The sequence below is a fragment of the Bifidobacterium sp. MSTE12 genome, from assembly GCF_000513015.1.
GTDB lineage: Bacteria > Actinomycetota > Actinomycetes > Actinomycetales > Bifidobacteriaceae > Bifidobacterium > Bifidobacterium dentium.
In genome coordinates this window covers 81,646-96,489 of sequence record NZ_AZYA01000037.1, presented here as the reverse complement: position 1 = coordinate 96,489, position 14,844 = coordinate 81,646, and the positions used below count along the sequence as shown (strand labels likewise).

The window sequence follows — 14,844 nt, the reverse complement described above, 5'->3', positions numbered from 1 at the left end:
ACCGCTTCGAGCACCACGTTTCAGGTCGTTCTACGATTCGTGATTTGCGACTCAGGCGTTGGCCTTGGAGGCTTCCATTGCCTTGAGTTGCTTGTCGGTGTAGAACGGATCGCCGCCGACCTCCTGGTCGTCCTTCTTGATGACGAAGGTGCCGTAGACCAGTGCTGCGAGCACGATGGCGGAGATGGTGAAGAAGGTCGGACGGTCGCCCATGGCGTCATGCAGTGCGCCAAGCGGGGTGGAGAAGATCACCTGGCCGACCTGGGAGGCGATCTGGAAGCCCACCATGTACAGGGTCGCCGACAGCTTGGTGTCGAAGTGCAGGGTGAAGTAGCGGAACGCCGGCAGGCAGAACAGCGGGACCTCGATGGAGTGGAACAGCTTGACGATGGACACGGAAATCGGGTCGTGGAACACGCCGCATAGGCCGATGCGCAGGAACATCACGGTTGCGCCGAGCAGCAGGGAGTTGCGAACGCCGATCTTCTTCATGATGATCGGAACCACGCCCATCATGGCGGACTCGAGGAACACCTGGAAGGAGTTCAGGGTGCCGTAGGTGGCGTTGCCGATTTCAGTGGTGGAGAAGAGGGAGGCGTAGTAGTTCGGGAACATCTGCTGGTCGAACACGGTGTAGAAGGTGTTGGTCAGCAGCATGAAGACGATGAGCACCCACAGGGTCGGCATCTTCAGGACGGAGATCATCTCCTTGAAGGACGGGTTGGTCGGCGTGGCGTTCGGATCGGCTTCCTTCTTGAGCTCTACCTTCTGCTCGGACGGAACCCAGAAGGCGTAGACGCACAGCATGCCGAGGCCGCAGATGGAGCCGACCCAGAAGTTGAGCAGCGGGTTGATGTTGAACAGGAAGCCTGCGCACAGCGCCACGATTGCGTAGCCGAAGGAGCCCCAGGCACGGGACTGGCCGTATTCAAAGCCGAACTTACGGGAATAGCGTTCGGTGACCGCCTCGAACAGGGAGCAACCGGCCATGAAGCCTGCGGACAGCACGATGGAGCCGATGAGCACGCCTGCGTAGCGGGTTGCGCCGCCGGCGGTGAGCATCGGGGCATATACGAACTGCACGAACGGGCCGACCAGTGCCGCTACGGCGGAGATGAAGATGACGAGCTTGCGCTTGATGCCAAGCTGGTCCTGAATGGCGCCGTAGGCGAACATGATGACCAAAGTGGCCAGCGAGTTGATGGAGTAGATCTGGCCCTGCTCGGCGGAGGTCATGCCCAGGCCGTGGGTCGGGTCGGTAAGCCACCTGGAGAAGAAGGACCACCAGATGCCCCAGGAGCAGAAGAACATGAAGATGCCAAAGGAGCTCTGCAGATAGGAAGGATTCTTCCATGCAGATCGAGTTGAGCTTGCCATTGATTTCTCTTTTTCTCTTCTTGGTGCCGCTGCCGTGCGACACCGCTGTTATTTGCTGATGTTGTATTGTTTACCGTTCGTCTTCCCAGCTGCCATGTCGGGTGGCGAACTGACTCAAGTGTAACACGTCAATCGATTGACGTAAATCGATTGACGTCAATAATCGCAAAGGATATACACAATTGCCGGAATGAAGCCGAAAGTGGGGTATGCCAATACCACCCTTTCGGCGTGTCGTGAGTATGGTCGATGGCTTGCGTCGGGGTGGGGCGCCGGGGCGTCAGCGGGCCACGGAGCCCTTTTCGATCAGGGCGCAATGAATCTTCGCGGGAATCGGGGCGTCAAGCGGTGGCAGGGGAGATGTGGTTCGCGGCCATTTGGTGGTGTCGACCGGTTTGCCTTCGATCATGGAGATCAGCTTGCAGGCGGCCCAATATCCCATCTCGTAATGAGGCAGTTCCACGGTGGTCAGCTGTGGTTCCAAAGTCTCGGCGAACACACGGTGGTTATCCACGCCAACGACCGAGAGATCCTTGCCTACGGTCAGACCACGGCGGGCGGCGCACTCGTACACATACCAGGCGCGTGCATCGTTGAAACAGAAGAATCCATCGGGATTGCACGTATTGAACAATGCATCCACGGCACGCAAGGCCGGACCATTGTTCAATACGTTACATACCAACGATGCATCGAAACCGTGGTCGGTGCCTTCCAATGCGGCGCGGTAGCCGGCAAGACGACCGTCCTGGGCGATCATGTTCTCGGAGCAGCCGACATAGGCGATACGTTCGCAACCGGCTTCGATCAGACGACTGGTGGCATCGTAGGCGATTTGGAATTCGTCCGGTTCGACGCTGGGGAGTGTGTTGTTCGCGTCGGTGGCATCCACCAGCACGACCGGATAATCGGACAGGCTTTTCGGCACGGTGGCGATGCGGTTCGACATCTTCGAATAGAAGAAGCCGTCCACGCCGTACCGCTTCAGTGCGGCGATCTCGCTTTCCTCGCTGGCCTGTCCGTCGGTGCTGACGGTGATCAGCATATAGCCGTAGGTGCTGGCCGCATCCTGAGCGCCCAGAATGATGCCGCCTGCGTACGGAGTGGTCGCGACCTCTTCGCTGATGAACCCGAGGATGCGGGTCTTGCTGGTACGAAGGCTTCGCGCCAGAGGATTGGGCTTATACCCCAGATCGGTGGCGGTCTGACGAACGCGTTGCGCGATGTCGGGCTTGACACGCCCGACATCGCGTTTATTGAGCACCAGGGAAACGGTGGATACGGACACACCGGTCTTTTCGGCAATTTCCTTCATCGTCGTCATAAGGGCAACACTATACCTTCCCTTATTCCGGAGGATTGCATTTCTTGAGAAAACCGACGGTGTGTCAGTGCCGCATCATTGTTGGTCGCCGGAAAGAATCTCATCGACGAGTTCCTGCTTGGCGTGAATCTGGCCTTCGAATCCGGGACGGATGTCAAGCCTGATCACCACGTCGGTACGGTAGCCCTGTCCGGCGAGCTTCATGGTGGCATCGCGGATCACCTTGAGCACATCGTCGATGTCGCCTTCGATGTTGGTGAACATCGCATTGGTCTCGTTCGGCAGTCCGGATTGGCGAATCACGTCGACCGCCTGCGACACGTAGGTGGATTTTTCCGGACTTGCGCCGGCGGGGGAGATGGCGACGGCGGCCAAGGTGTTGATATACGGCTTGCCGGTTGCCGGGTCGACCGGCACCTCCTGCCGTTCGGCGTTGCGATCAAGGGACATGGTATTCCTTTCTTCGGCTCGTCTTTTCATTATGATTCAGCTTATGCGATGGTTCAGCCCGTACGGTCAGCGCCACCGCCACGCGTGGTCCATCGGGCCGGAGCCATGGCCGAGATCGAGCTGCGCCTCCAAGGCGCCCGTCAGATACAGCTTGGCATGGTCGACGGCGGTCGGCAGATCCTCGCCAAGCGCCAGATGCGATGCGATGGCGGACGACAGCGTGCATCCGGTGCCATGCGTATTCGGATTATCGACGCGATGACCCGTGAACCAGGTCACCCGACCGTTCGGCTCGACCAGCACGTCACTGGCATCCTGTGTGCCATGGCCGCCCTTGACGAGTGCCGCACAGTCGAAATGATCCGCTAGCAGATGCCCTGCCACCGTCATATCGGCGGGTGTGGAGATGCTTTCGCCATTGTCATAGTTGATTGGCTGCGCGCCCTGCGTGACGGCCAGATCGCACAGCGCCTGCGTTTCCGGCATGTTCGGCGTGATCACCGTGGCCAGCGGGAACAGTTGGGAAGTCAGCGCCGCGATGGCGTCATCCTCGATGAGTTTGGCTCCGGAAGTGGCCACCATCACCGGGTCGAGTACGACGTTCGTGGCCTTGTGGAAGGTCAGTCGATCGGCGATCACGTCAATCAGCTCGACGCTGGAGACCATGCCGATCTTCACCGCCAGCGGTGGAATGTCCTCGAACACGGCGTCGATCTGTGCGGCGAGCATGTCTGGTGGGGTATTCGTGACCATGCGCACGCCGGTGGTGTTCTGCGCGGTCAGCGCCGCGATGGCGGTCATGCCGAATACACCGTTGGCGAGCATGGTCTTCAGATCGGCCTGAATGCCCGCGCCGCCGGAGGAATCCGATCCTGCGATGCTCAATACCGGTGGCAATGTGCTGGTCATGAATGCTCCTTTGTTATCTTGTGATTCCCATGGATGAAGCTGTCGTGAAAGGGCCTGGGGATGGTCGGGGAGACCGTTTGCTCTGGCTCATTGCGCGTCGGCCACGAGCTTTTCCTGCGCCTCGGCATTGCCGAACTTCCTGCGGATGTTCTGCGAGATGGCCATCGAACAGAACTTCGGACCGCACATCGAGCAGAAGTGCGCCATCTTCGCCGGTTCGGCGGGCAGGGTGTCGTCATGGAAGGCGATGGCCGTGTCCGGATCGTAGCTCAGATTGAACTGGTCGAGCCAACGGAATTCGAAGCGCGCCTTGCTCATCGCGTTATCGCGGTCGATGGCATGCGGGTGGTGTTTGGCGATGTCGGCTGCATGGCAGGCGATCTTATAGGCGATTACGCCCTGTTTGACATCATCCTTGTTCGGCAGGCCGAGGTGCTCCTTCGGCGTCACATAGCACAGCATGGCGGTGCCGTAGCGGGCGATCTCCACACCGCCGATTGCCGAGGTGATGTGGTCGTAGCCGGGGGCGGTGTCGGTCGTGAGCGGGCCCAACGTATAGAACGGGGCATCCTTGCAGATCGCCTTCTCCATTTCGATGTTCATGCGTACGGTGTCGAACGGAATGTGTCCCGGGCCTTCGATCATCACCTGCACGTCATGCTCCCATGCTCGCTGGGTGAGCTCGCCCAAGGTCATGAGCTCCGCGAACTGCGCCGCGTCGTTGGCATCCGCCAATGAGCCGGGCCGCAGGCCGTCGCCCAGAGAGAACGCCACGTCGTACTTGGCGAAGATCTCGCACAGCTCATCGAAATGCGTATACAGGAAGCTTTCCTGATGATGTTGCAGACACCATTCGGCCATGATCGATCCGCCCCGCGAGACGATGCCCGTCATGCGGTTGGCGGTCATCGGCACGAACCGCAACAGCACGCCGGCGTGGATGGTCATGTAGTCCACGCCCTGCTCGCACTGTTCGATCACGGTGTCGCGGAACAGCTCCCAGCTGAGTTTGGAGGCGTCGTCCTCCACCTTTTCAAGCGCTTGGTACATCGGGACCGTGCCGATCGGCACGGGGGAGTTCCTGAGGATCCATTCGCGGGTGGTGTGGATGTCGTTGCCGGTGGAAAGATCCATCACGGTGTCGGCTCCCCACTTGGTGGCCCATGTGAGTTTCTCCACCTCCTCGTCGATGGAGGAGGTCACTGCGGAATTGCCCATGTTGGCGTTGAGCTTGGTAAGGAATCTCGAGCCGATGATCATCGGCTCGGCCTCGGGATGGTTGATGTTGCACGGCATGACCGCGCGACCTGCGGCCAGTTCGGAACGTACCAGCTCCACGTCGCAGTGCTCGCGTTCGGCAACATAACGCATCTCCGGTGTGATGATGTCGTGACGCGCATACCACATCTGGGTGATCGGATGGTCCTTCGCCTTAAGCGGCTTATGCTGGCGGCCACGCCATTCCTTGGATGCCTTGCCGCGTTTGATGGCGCGTTTGCCGTCATCCTCGAGATTGCGCCGACGGCCCTCGTACTCCTCGACGTCCCCGCGATCGCGGATCCAGTCGAGACGTAGCGGCGCCAGTCCTTCCTTCGGGTCGCACTTGGGACCTTCGGTGTTGTAATCCTTGAACGGCGCGTTCGGGCCTACGCCCGGAGTGTCGGACAACTTGATTTCGGTATATGGCACTTCAAGGTCGTAGGAGCCGAATCGGTTTTCGAAATGCACTGGCGTGGTTTTGCGGACATGCGCCTTGTCGCGCTGCTTGGAGCCGCGGGCGGCGATGTCTACGCGCTGCTGCTTGGCCAGTTTGGAAGAGGCCTTCGCTTCCTTGGCGTTCGTGAACTTCCCGTTGTTGCTCTCCGTCATCTGCGTATCGGTGGTCGTTGCCGTATCCGCCGACTGCACTCGCGGCGCGAAGCCATGCTTCGTTTCCCCGCGTACGGCCTTCCAACGGGTCACCATCTCACGGGTGGCCGCCTCCGGATCGTCCGCACCGGCGATCGCCGACACCACGAACCAGCCGGCCGCCTTCGAACGGGCCAGCATCTCCATGTCATCGGCCGTGACGCCGCCGCCGACCACGACCGGAAAATCGCTCGCCGTGCAGATGGTGTTGATCTGATCCTCGTCGAGCGTATTCCCGGAACCGTCATTGCCGCCTACGGAAGCCTCCGGCTTGGTGGTGGAGACATGCAGCGGTCCGGCGCCGATATAGTCGATGCAGCCATTCGGCAGCTCGTTGATAAGCCTCACCAAGCTTTCGGTCTCGGCGGACAGGCCCACGATGGCTTCCTCGCCAAGCAGCGCGCGGGCTTCACGCGGTTCCATGTCGGTCTGCCCGATATGCACGCCGTCGACCTTGATGCCCTTGTTACGGGCCTGCCAGACCACATCCACACGGTCGTCGATCACGAAGGCCACGGCATCGGACTTGCCGTTGTCTTCGATGATCTGCGCGATGTCCTGTGCCATGAGCGTCAGATCCTTGGCGTCCGTATTCTTGGCACGCAGCTGGATGAAGGTTGCGCCCCCACGCAACGCGTCATCGACCACGTCCGTGATGGGACGGCCCTTGCAGTCCTGCGGGCCGACCACGAAGTACGCGCTCATGTCGAAACAGTCGCGCATCGACGCGTATGGATAATCATTCATTGTTGGTTCCCCCTTGTTTGTGGTAAGTAATCCAGAAGTCTTGTGATGATGTGATGTCAGAACTACCGGTCTGTGCCGCCGTACGTACACGATTTTGCTGTCATCGCACGTTGTCATGCATGATGGCCGGGCATCGAAGGAACGATGCATGCGTGACGTGCGGTGGAATCGTCAGTCCTCGATGATTTCGGAAGCGGCCACCTGCTCGGCGGTCACATTCCACAGGGCATCGAGCAGTGCGACCTGGAAGGATCCCGGTCCATTGGATTCCTGCTCGGCGATTTCGGATGCGCGATTGTAGAGCAACGATGCGGAAATGGCTGCGACCAGCGGTTCGGAGACCGCCAGATACGTTGCGGTCACGCCGCCCAACGAGCAGCCGGCGCCGGTGATCTTCGTCATCATCGCGCTGCCGCCGGGCAGTCGGAAGGTATGCTCGCCGTCGGTCACCAGATCGACGGCGCCGGATACGGCGACGGCACCCTTGCCTGAAGGCGAGTGCTTCGCCAGGTGACGCGCCATGCGCTGGGCGGCCTCGATCGCGGCGTCCACCTCGTCGACGGCCTCCACGCCTGCCGGACGGGTGCCGGAAGTAACGGAGTCGGACGTGGCGAGTCCCCACATCGCGTCGAGTGCGATGATTTCACTGGCGTTGCCGCGCACGATGGTCGGCGGATACATGCGGAAGGATTCGAGAATCGCGGTGCGCGTCTTGCCGATGCCGGCGGCAACCGGGTCAAGCACCCAGGTCTTGCCGTTCTTGTGCAGCTCGTAGGCGATCTGAGGCAGCGCTTCCTTGTAGAACGGCAGGAGCGTGCCCACATTGATGTAGTTCGGTCCTGCGATTTCGGCGGTGTCGACGATGTCATCCGGCAGGAAGCTCATGGCCGCGGTGCCGCCCGCCGCAAGCTGGGCATTGGCTACGAGGTTGATGGTGACGAAATTGGTAAACGACTGCGCCAGCGGCGTTTGCTCACGTACATCGTTGACGGCCTGCGCGATCCGTTCGCGCAGTGCATCTCCGCATAGTGTATCGATAGAGGTGCTATATGAGGTATCGATATATGAGTTGTCACTCATGACGCTGCTCCCTACGTTGGTCCTAACCAACAGGTTCAAAGGGTCAGGCTTGCCGCCTTTCTCAGCTTTCGACCATTCGCCGAAAAGCTCCCCTGCATGTACAAAGTGCTTTTAACCTATACGAGGGTGTTGACAGTGTTGTGCCGCTTCTTCCATCACGACACCCCCGAGGCGGTCGACCGCTTCGTCGGCTACGTCAAAGCGCGTGCGGGCCGCGAGTGAATCGCGGTGAGCATGCTGCGAAAACAAGGCATTCGGGTCAACCGAAATCCTTGCCATTGACCATATGATTGAAGGCATCGCCAACATATGGTTTCATGCGTGTGACGTATGGTCGGGGGAGATCATTCTGCGGTACGGATTCCAGTTAGACAGCCCCGTCTGCTGTCAGTGCATGCCGGTAGGCTGTGCGCTTGTAAAAAGACCCCAAACCGTTCAAACCAGAAGGTGCATTGTGGCTGTATCCAAACTCGATGAAGTCGTATCCCTCGCGAAGCGTCGCGGCTTTGTGTTCCCCGCCGGTGAAATCTACGGCGGAACCCGTTCCGCATGGGATTACGGTCCGCTTGGCGTCGCGCTGAAGGACAATATCAAGCGCGAATGGTGGCGTTCCATGGTCGTCACCCGAGGTGACGTGGTGGGCGTCGACACGTCCATCATCCTCCCGCCGGCCGTGTGGGTGGCTTCCGGCCACGTGTCCGTGTTCAACGACCCGCTGATCGAATGCCTCAACTGCCACAAGCGCCATCGTGCCGACAAGCTTGAGGAGTCCTATGCCGAAAAGCATGGCGACAAGCTGCCGGAGAACGGCCTGAAGGACATCGTGTGCCCGGACTGCGGCACCCGCGGCAACTGGACCGAACCGCGTGACTTCAACATGATGCTGCGCACCCATCTCGGCCCGGTCGAGGACGAGAACTCGCTGCACTACCTGCGTCCGGAAACCGCGCAGGGCATCTTCGTGGACTTCAAGAACGTGATGACTTCCTCGCGTTCCAAGCCGCCGTTCGGCATCGCCAACATGGGCAAGTCCTTCCGTAACGAGATCACCCCGGGCAATTTCATCTTCCGCACCCGTGAGTTCGAGCAGATGGAAATGGAGTTCTTCGTGGCTCCGGGCACTGATGAGGAATGGCACCAGTACTGGATCGATGCCCGCACCCAGTGGTACATCGACCTTGGCGTCAAGCCGGAGAACCTGCGTCACTACGAACATCCGAAGGAGAAGCTGGCCCACTATTCGAAGCGCACCGTCGACATCGAATACAAGTTCGGCTTCCAAGGCTCCGATTGGGGCGAGCTCGAAGGCGTGGCCAACCGTACCGACTTCGATCTGTCCGCCCATGCCAAGCATTCCGGTGAGGATCTGAGCTACTTCAACCAGGCTACCGGCGAGAAGTATGTGCCGTACGTCATCGAGCCGGCCGCCGGCCTGACCCGTTCCCTCATGGCCTTCCTCGTGGACGCCTACGATGTCGACGAGGCGCCGAACACCAAGGGCGGCGTCGACAAGCGCACCGTGCTCCGTCTTGACCCGCGTCTGGCCCCGGTCAAGGCCGCCGTACTGCCGTTGAGCAAGAAGCCGGAATTGCAGTCCGTGGCCCAGAACCTGGCCGCTGACCTGCGTCAGCACGACTGGATGATCGACTACGACGAGGCCGGTGCCATCGGCCGTCGTTACCGCCGTGAGGACGAGATCGGCACCCCGCTATGCGTGACCGTCGACTTCGACACCCTCGACGATCAGGCCGTCACCATTCGTGAACGTGACACCATGCAGCAGGAGCGTGTGGCCCTCGACAAGGTGGCTGATTACGTGGCCGCCCGCATCGGCGAGAAGCACGTCCGTTACCCGCAGGTGCCGGTCGAGATGGGCGGCGAGGCATGGCCCGAGTCCGTCAAGATCGCCGAAGCCGGTGGTCTGTACTAAAGCATTCGTATGCCCGATAGCATTGTGACAGCCTACGAGGAATCCGACGTGCTCGATCCGCGTACCGACGCGGCACGGCCGTCGGTTCCTCCCGTTATCAGACCCGTCGATCTGGGGCCCGTGCATGTCGCCACTCCGGTCGTGCTTTCGCCGATGGCGGGAGTCACCAACTGGCCGTTCCGTGTGATTTGCGAAAGCTACGGTCCGGACGGTCTATATGTGGCCGAGATGATCACCGCGCGTGCATTGGTGGCCCGTAATCCCAAGGCACTGCGGCTGTGCCGTTTCGCTCCCGGCGAGAAAATCCGTTCGCTGCAGCTCTACGGCGTGAATCCGGCGATCGTGGAACAGGCGGCGAAGATCGTTATCGACGAGAACATGGCCGATCATGTCGATCTCAATTTCGGTTGCCCCGTACCCAAGGTGACGCGGCGCGGCGGCGGATCGGCACTGCCTTGGAAGACGGATCTGTTCCGTGAGATCATCCAGCGCGTGGTCAAGGTCTGCGATGCGGCGAATGTGCCGGTGACGGCCAAGATCCGTGTCGGCATCGACCATGAGCACGAGACGTTCCTTGAGGCCGGTCATATCGCGCAGGAGGAAGGTTGCAAGGCCGTGACCCTGCATGCGCGCACCACCGCCGAATACTATGGCGGGCATTCCGATTGGAGCCGTATCGGCGAGTTGGTCGGGGCATTGGACATTCCGGTATTCGGCAACGGTGATGTCTGGGGCGCCAACGATGCATTGGCCATGGTATCCGAGACCGGTTGTGCGGGAGTTGCCATCGGCCGCGGCTGTCAGGGGCGTCCATGGCTGTTCGCGGATATCAAGAATGCATTCGCCGGCAGCGACGAACGCATCGACCCAGCTTTGGGGGACGTTTGTACGGTGATCGAGCGTCACGCCCAGTTGCTGACGGAGTTCTATGATGGCGACGAGCGGATGGCCGTTCATGATCTGAGAAAACATGTCGCGTGGTATCTCAAGGGGTTCCCGGTGGGTGGTTCCACGCGTCGTGCGTTCATGGAATGTGAAAACCTTGAGGATGTTCGCCGAGAGATTGGAAAACTTGATCCTGACATTCGGTTCCCCGAGCGGGTGGTAGACAAACCGAGGGGGCGCGTGCGCTTTGCCAAGAAGGTCCATCTGCCTTACGGATGGTTGGAATCCCGCGAAACAACGCATGCCGAGCGGCAGGCGCTGTTCGGGGACGATCCGATGGATGCGAGCTACTGAACGGCGGATTCCGTCCGGACCTTGGAACGAATGGGAAACGTCGGTGAGATAAAAAAGTCGGCGAAACGCCGGTACACGCCCGGAAAAGTGCGCGTAATATCAGTCCGTCTGCGATAGAGTTATGCGTAAACGTGAGTGACAGGAGACAATGGTGAGCGAGATTGCCCAGACTGACAATTTCAACGACAAGACCAACATCAAGGTCGTCGGTGTCGGTGGAGCCGGCGGTAATGCCGTCAATCGCATGATTGCCGAAGGTCTGCAGAGCGTTGAGTTCATCGCGATCAATACCGATGCAAAGGATCTGCTGCGTTCCGACGCGGACGTCAAGATCTCTTTGAACGATGCCTCGAGCCGTGGCCTCGGCGCAGGAGCCGACCCGGAGAAGGGCGCCAAGGCCGCCCAGGATCATCAGTCCGATATCGAGGAGTCGCTCAAGGGCGCCGACATGGTGTTCGTGACCTGCGGCGAAGGTGGCGGCACCGGTACCGGCGCCAGCCCGATTGTCGCACGTGCCGCGCACCAGCAGGGTGCCTTGACCATCGCCGTGGTGACTCGACCGTTCAGCTTCGAAGGACCTCAGCGTGCGGCTTCCGCTGCTCTAGGCATCGAGAATCTGCGCAAGGAGGTCGATGCGCTGATCGTGATTCCCAACGATCGACTGCTTGAGCTGTCCGACCGCACGATCGGCATCGTCGACGCCTTCAAGACCGCCGACACCGCACTCCTGGCAGGTGTGCAGGGCATCACCGATCTGATCACCGCCAACTCTTACATTCATGTCGACTTCAACGATGTCAACGCCATTCTGCGCGGTGCCGGCACGGCGCTGTTCGGCATCGGTTCCGCACGGGGCGAGGACCGCGCCACCCAGGCCGCCGAAATCGCCATCAGCTCGCCGTTGCTGGAAGAGAGCATCGAGGGTGCTCATGGCGCGCTCATCAACATCGCGGGCCCGACCGACATCAAACTGCAGGAAGCTGCGGCAGCCACCGAATTGGTACGCAAAGCCATCCATCCGGAAGCCCAGATCATCTGGGGTCTGTCCCTGGACGACGCCTATGGCGACGAGGTGCGCATTACCGTTATCGCGGCGGGCTTCGACGCCAACTCCAAAAAGACAGAGCCGGCCGTCGCCGAGGACAAGCCGCAACCGCAGGCATCTGCCACGGTGCCGGTTTCCGCGTTGAGCGTAGGTGCTCCCCAGCAGCAGCCGCAGGTGCAACCTCAGCCGGTGCAAACTCCGGCGGCACCGCAGGTGCAGCCGCTATCGAGCTATATTCCATCCACCCCGGAACCGGGTGCCCCCCAGTCGTTCGACCAGACCACCGAACATGAAGTGGTCTCCCCGAACGATCCGGGTGATCTCGATATTCCGGATTTCCTGCGCTAGACTTGACGCGTACAGGCGAAAGGAACATTCATGGCAGGATTCATGAAGAGTGCGATGTCCTATCTGGGCATGTCCGACGTGGCTGAGGATGACGATGACTTCACCGACGAAGCCGACGGCACCGAAACCTCATTCGACTCCGACCACTCGGTGACACCCCTGGCTTCGACACCTACCACGTCTTCTGCCTCCGCAGCTTCGTCTCGTGAGCAAAGCAATCCGTTTCAGGGGGGTCGTGTGAGCCGTATTACGACGATTCATCCGAAGTCCTATGAAGACGCTCAGCTGGTTGGCCGTGCCATCCGTGACGGCATTCCGGTGGTGCTGAACCTGACCGGTGTGGCCGAGTCCGTGGCCTACCGCATCGTGGACTTTTCGGCAGGTGTGGTGTTCGGGGTGCGCGGTTCCATCGAACGTGTCACTCCGCGTGTGTTCCTGCTGAGCCCGGCCCAGGTGAACATCAAGGTGGAGGAGCCGCAGGCTCCGAGTGCCGCCCACGATCTTTTCGCCGACTGACATCCTTCATTCACCTCTCGCCGTCCGCAGGCCTTGTGGCGGCGAGAGGCGGTCGGAATGCATGCAACGCATTCATGCAGCCTATTCTCATGTGATGTTGCTAGGGTGGGTCGCATGATATTGTCTTTGATCGGTCAGATTGTCCATCTGCTTGTTAACGCGTATATTTTCGTACTGTTTGTGCGCATGATTCTTGACTGGGTGTCGGTACTGTCACCGACTTGGCGCCCCAGCGGCATCATCTCCTCACTGATCGGCGCCGTCTATCAGTTGACGGAGCCGCCGCTGCGTTGGTTGCGGCAATATATTCGGCCCATTCCGATGGGTCCCATCTACTTCGATGTAGCGTTTATCGTACTGTATTTCATTCTCATCGTGATTGATTTCCTCATTTAATATCAGGTGAAACGCCCTTTTTCCGCATGAATCCGCAGGTTCCGTGATAGCATCGGAAGTTGATACAACACAGCGAGGCATCAAGCCCAAAGCGAGGTGTAAGATTTATGGCTCTGTTGACGCCGAAAGATATTAGGGAGCATACCTTCCAAACCGTGCGTTTCAAGGAAGGTTATGACGTTGATGAAGTCGACGATTTCCTCGATCAGGTAACTGAGACCGTTGAGGCCTTGGGCAAGCAGGCGGTCGCCGTCGGTCAGGCCACGCAGTCTCTTGGTCCGGATGTCGCGGGGCTCAACTCCAAGATTTCCGAGCTTAATGCCCAGGTGCAGTCCCTGCAGCAGGAGAATGCGACGCTGAAGTCCGCCTCCGAGCAGGCCGCCGGTGCCGGGGATCAGGCCGCACAGGCCGCACAGGTCGCCGCCGCCAAGCTCACGGAGGCTGAGGAAAGCAACCGTGCGTTGTCCGCTCAGAACGAACAGCTTAAGGATCAGGTGGATCGTCTGGCCGCTCAGGTGGATCAGCTCACCGCTCAGGCCGCGGAAGCCGCAGGTCAGGCCGATCTTGGCGAGCAGCTCAACGCCGTGCAGCATGAGCGTGATGAGTTCCGCGCCCGTACCGAAGACCTGTCCCGCCAGCTGGCTTCCGCTCAGCAGCAGGTCGTCGTGGCCCAGCAGCAGGCCGAGCAGATCAAGAACCTGTCCCAGCAGCTTGAGGAATCCAAGCAGCGTGAGGCTCAGTTGCGCGACCAGGTCTCCAAGGTCGAGCCGAGCACCGAGACCGGCAGCCTGCAGAAGATCGCCGGCGCCGCGGCCGCAGCCTCCACCGAGCCGGAGCGCGCCACCGCCATGCTGACCCTGGCCATGCAGCTGCACGACCAGTATGTCGACAAGGGCAAGGCCAAGGCCAAGGAGATTACCGAGCTGAGCCAGCGCAAGTACGATGAGCTCATCGGCAAGGCCAACGATTACTCCAACCGTACCCGCTCCGAAGCCGACGAGTACAACAAGAACACGCATGCCAATGCGGACTCCTATTCCGAAGACACCCGTTCCGATGCCGACGCCTACGCAGCCAAGACCCGTCAGGATGCCGACACCTACATGCAGGATCGTCACAACGAGGCCGACCAGTATATGGCCGAGAAGACCGAAGAGGGCAATGCGTACCTGAATCGGAAGAAGAACGAAGGCGACGCCTACGTTGCCCAGAAGACCCAGGAAGGCGATCAGTATCTGTCCGACAGGCAGAACGAGGGCAACTCCTACGTTGCGCAGAAGACCAATGAGGCCGACCAGTACTTCTCCACGAAGCACTCCGAGGCCGACACCTATGAGTCCGAAGTGCAGCGTCGCGCCGCCGACTATGACGCCAAGACCCGTTCCGCCGCCGACGATTACGCACAGCAGGTGCGTGACAACCTTGAATCCCAGTCCAAGGTCATCGAAGGCAATATTCAGGGCCTTAAGCAGTTCGAAACCGAATACCGCGCGCGTCTTACCGAGTTCCTCGGTCAGCTCGTATCCCAGGTGTCCGATACGAACAACTACAGCCAGGTCGATCAGAACAACTGAG

12 protein-coding genes, 1 pseudogene and 1 riboswitch are annotated in these 14,844 nt (G+C 60.1%); of the genes and pseudogenes, 7 read left to right on the top strand and 6 right to left on the bottom strand.

Features of this window, described 5'->3' with window-relative positions; all coding sequences use genetic code 11:
* Positions 1-51: 51 nt before the first annotated feature.
* The 6 genes from HMPREF1494_RS09155 to HMPREF1494_RS09130 form a co-directional block, all read right to left on the bottom strand.
* The gene (locus tag HMPREF1494_RS09155; RefSeq protein ID WP_003841302.1) at positions 52-1,377 is read right to left on the bottom strand and encodes an MFS transporter; all 1,326 of its coding nucleotides are present in this window, start codon (positions 1,375-1,377) and stop codon (positions 52-54) included.
* 280 nt (positions 1,378-1,657) lie between these two features.
* Entirely contained in the window at positions 1,658-2,701 is a 1,044-nt protein-coding gene (locus HMPREF1494_RS09150) for a LacI family DNA-binding transcriptional regulator (protein WP_003841303.1), read from the bottom strand.
* A gap of 75 nt (positions 2,702-2,776) precedes the next feature.
* Positions 2,777-3,151 carry a thiamine-binding protein gene (locus tag HMPREF1494_RS09145; RefSeq protein ID WP_003844599.1) on the bottom strand — a complete coding sequence of 125 codons (375 nt, stop codon included), beginning with the start codon at positions 3,149-3,151 and terminating at the stop codon, positions 2,777-2,779.
* Between the two features lie 66 nt (positions 3,152-3,217).
* Positions 3,218-4,060, bottom strand: coding sequence for a bifunctional hydroxymethylpyrimidine kinase/phosphomethylpyrimidine kinase (thiD, locus tag HMPREF1494_RS09140; RefSeq protein ID WP_034522289.1), 843 nt, complete (start codon positions 4,058-4,060; stop codon positions 3,218-3,220).
* A gap of 87 nt (positions 4,061-4,147) precedes the next feature.
* Positions 4,148-6,715: a phosphomethylpyrimidine synthase ThiC gene (gene thiC, locus HMPREF1494_RS09135; RefSeq protein ID WP_034522286.1), complete on the bottom strand. Its 2,568-nt coding sequence runs from the start codon at positions 6,713-6,715 to the stop codon at positions 4,148-4,150.
* 171 nt (positions 6,716-6,886) lie between these two features.
* Positions 6,887-7,795, bottom strand: a complete 909-nt coding sequence (locus HMPREF1494_RS09130) for a hydroxyethylthiazole kinase (RefSeq protein ID WP_034522283.1) — start codon at positions 7,793-7,795, stop codon at positions 6,887-6,889.
* A riboswitch (TPP riboswitch) is annotated at positions 7,787-7,899 on the bottom strand. (Overlaps the previous gene by 9 nt.)
* Positions 7,900-7,942: 43 nt before the next feature.
* On the opposite strand from HMPREF1494_RS09130, the pseudogene HMPREF1494_RS11920 reads away from it, so the two are divergent.
* The 7 genes and pseudogenes from HMPREF1494_RS11920 to HMPREF1494_RS09095 form a co-directional block, all read left to right on the top strand.
* Positions 7,943-8,017, top strand: a pseudogene (locus HMPREF1494_RS11920) (aldo/keto reductase); the annotation flags it as partial.
* A gap of 232 nt (positions 8,018-8,249) precedes the next feature.
* Positions 8,250-9,725, top strand: a complete 1,476-nt coding sequence (locus HMPREF1494_RS09120) for a glycine--tRNA ligase (protein WP_003844600.1) — start codon at positions 8,250-8,252, stop codon at positions 9,723-9,725.
* A 9-nt stretch (positions 9,726-9,734) separates the two neighbouring features.
* Positions 9,735-10,964 carry a tRNA dihydrouridine synthase DusB gene (dusB, locus tag HMPREF1494_RS09115; protein WP_003839352.1) on the top strand — a complete coding sequence of 410 codons (1,230 nt, stop codon included), beginning with the start codon at positions 9,735-9,737 and terminating at the stop codon, positions 10,962-10,964.
* Between the two features lie 148 nt (positions 10,965-11,112).
* Positions 11,113-12,357 carry a cell division protein FtsZ gene (ftsZ, locus tag HMPREF1494_RS09110; RefSeq protein ID WP_034522280.1) on the top strand — a complete coding sequence of 415 codons (1,245 nt, stop codon included), beginning with the start codon at positions 11,113-11,115 and terminating at the stop codon, positions 12,355-12,357.
* A 30-nt stretch (positions 12,358-12,387) separates the two neighbouring features.
* A complete protein-coding gene (locus tag HMPREF1494_RS09105) occupies positions 12,388-12,873 on the top strand; it encodes a cell division protein SepF (RefSeq protein ID WP_003839355.1) in 486 nt (161 codons plus the stop codon).
* A gap of 114 nt (positions 12,874-12,987) precedes the next feature.
* The gene (locus HMPREF1494_RS09100; RefSeq protein WP_003839357.1) at positions 12,988-13,269 is read left to right on the top strand and encodes a YggT family protein; all 282 of its coding nucleotides are present in this window, start codon (positions 12,988-12,990) and stop codon (positions 13,267-13,269) included.
* A gap of 107 nt (positions 13,270-13,376) precedes the next feature.
* Positions 13,377-14,843, top strand: a complete 1,467-nt coding sequence (locus tag HMPREF1494_RS09095) for a DivIVA domain-containing protein (RefSeq protein WP_003839359.1) — start codon at positions 13,377-13,379, stop codon at positions 14,841-14,843.
* Position 14,844: the final 1 nt, after the last annotated feature.

Excerpts from the sequence above, each read along its gene's own strand:
- thiC (WP_034522286.1), bottom strand. The coding sequence starts at position 6,715 with ATGAATGATTATCCATACGCGTCGATGCGCGACTGTTTCGACATGAGC.
- HMPREF1494_RS09155 (WP_003841302.1), bottom strand. The coding sequence starts at position 1,377 with ATGGCAAGCTCAACTCGATCTGCATGGAAGAATCCTTCCTATCTGCAG.
- HMPREF1494_RS09105 (WP_003839355.1), top strand. The coding sequence starts at position 12,388 with ATGGCAGGATTCATGAAGAGTGCGATGTCCTATCTGGGCATGTCCGAC.
- HMPREF1494_RS09095 (WP_003839359.1), top strand. The coding sequence starts at position 13,377 with ATGGCTCTGTTGACGCCGAAAGATATTAGGGAGCATACCTTCCAAACC.
- dusB (WP_003839352.1), top strand. The coding sequence starts at position 9,735 with ATGCCCGATAGCATTGTGACAGCCTACGAGGAATCCGACGTGCTCGAT.
- HMPREF1494_RS09100 (WP_003839357.1), top strand. The coding sequence starts at position 12,988 with ATGATATTGTCTTTGATCGGTCAGATTGTCCATCTGCTTGTTAACGCG.
- HMPREF1494_RS09130 (WP_034522283.1), bottom strand. The coding sequence starts at position 7,795 with ATGAGTGACAACTCATATATCGATACCTCATATAGCACCTCTATCGAT.
- HMPREF1494_RS09145 (WP_003844599.1), bottom strand. The coding sequence starts at position 3,151 with ATGTCCCTTGATCGCAACGCCGAACGGCAGGAGGTGCCGGTCGACCCG.
- thiD (WP_034522289.1), bottom strand. The coding sequence starts at position 4,060 with ATGACCAGCACATTGCCACCGGTATTGAGCATCGCAGGATCGGATTCC.
- HMPREF1494_RS09150 (WP_003841303.1), bottom strand. The coding sequence starts at position 2,701 with ATGACGACGATGAAGGAAATTGCCGAAAAGACCGGTGTGTCCGTATCC.
- ftsZ (WP_034522280.1), top strand. The coding sequence starts at position 11,113 with ATGGTGAGCGAGATTGCCCAGACTGACAATTTCAACGACAAGACCAAC.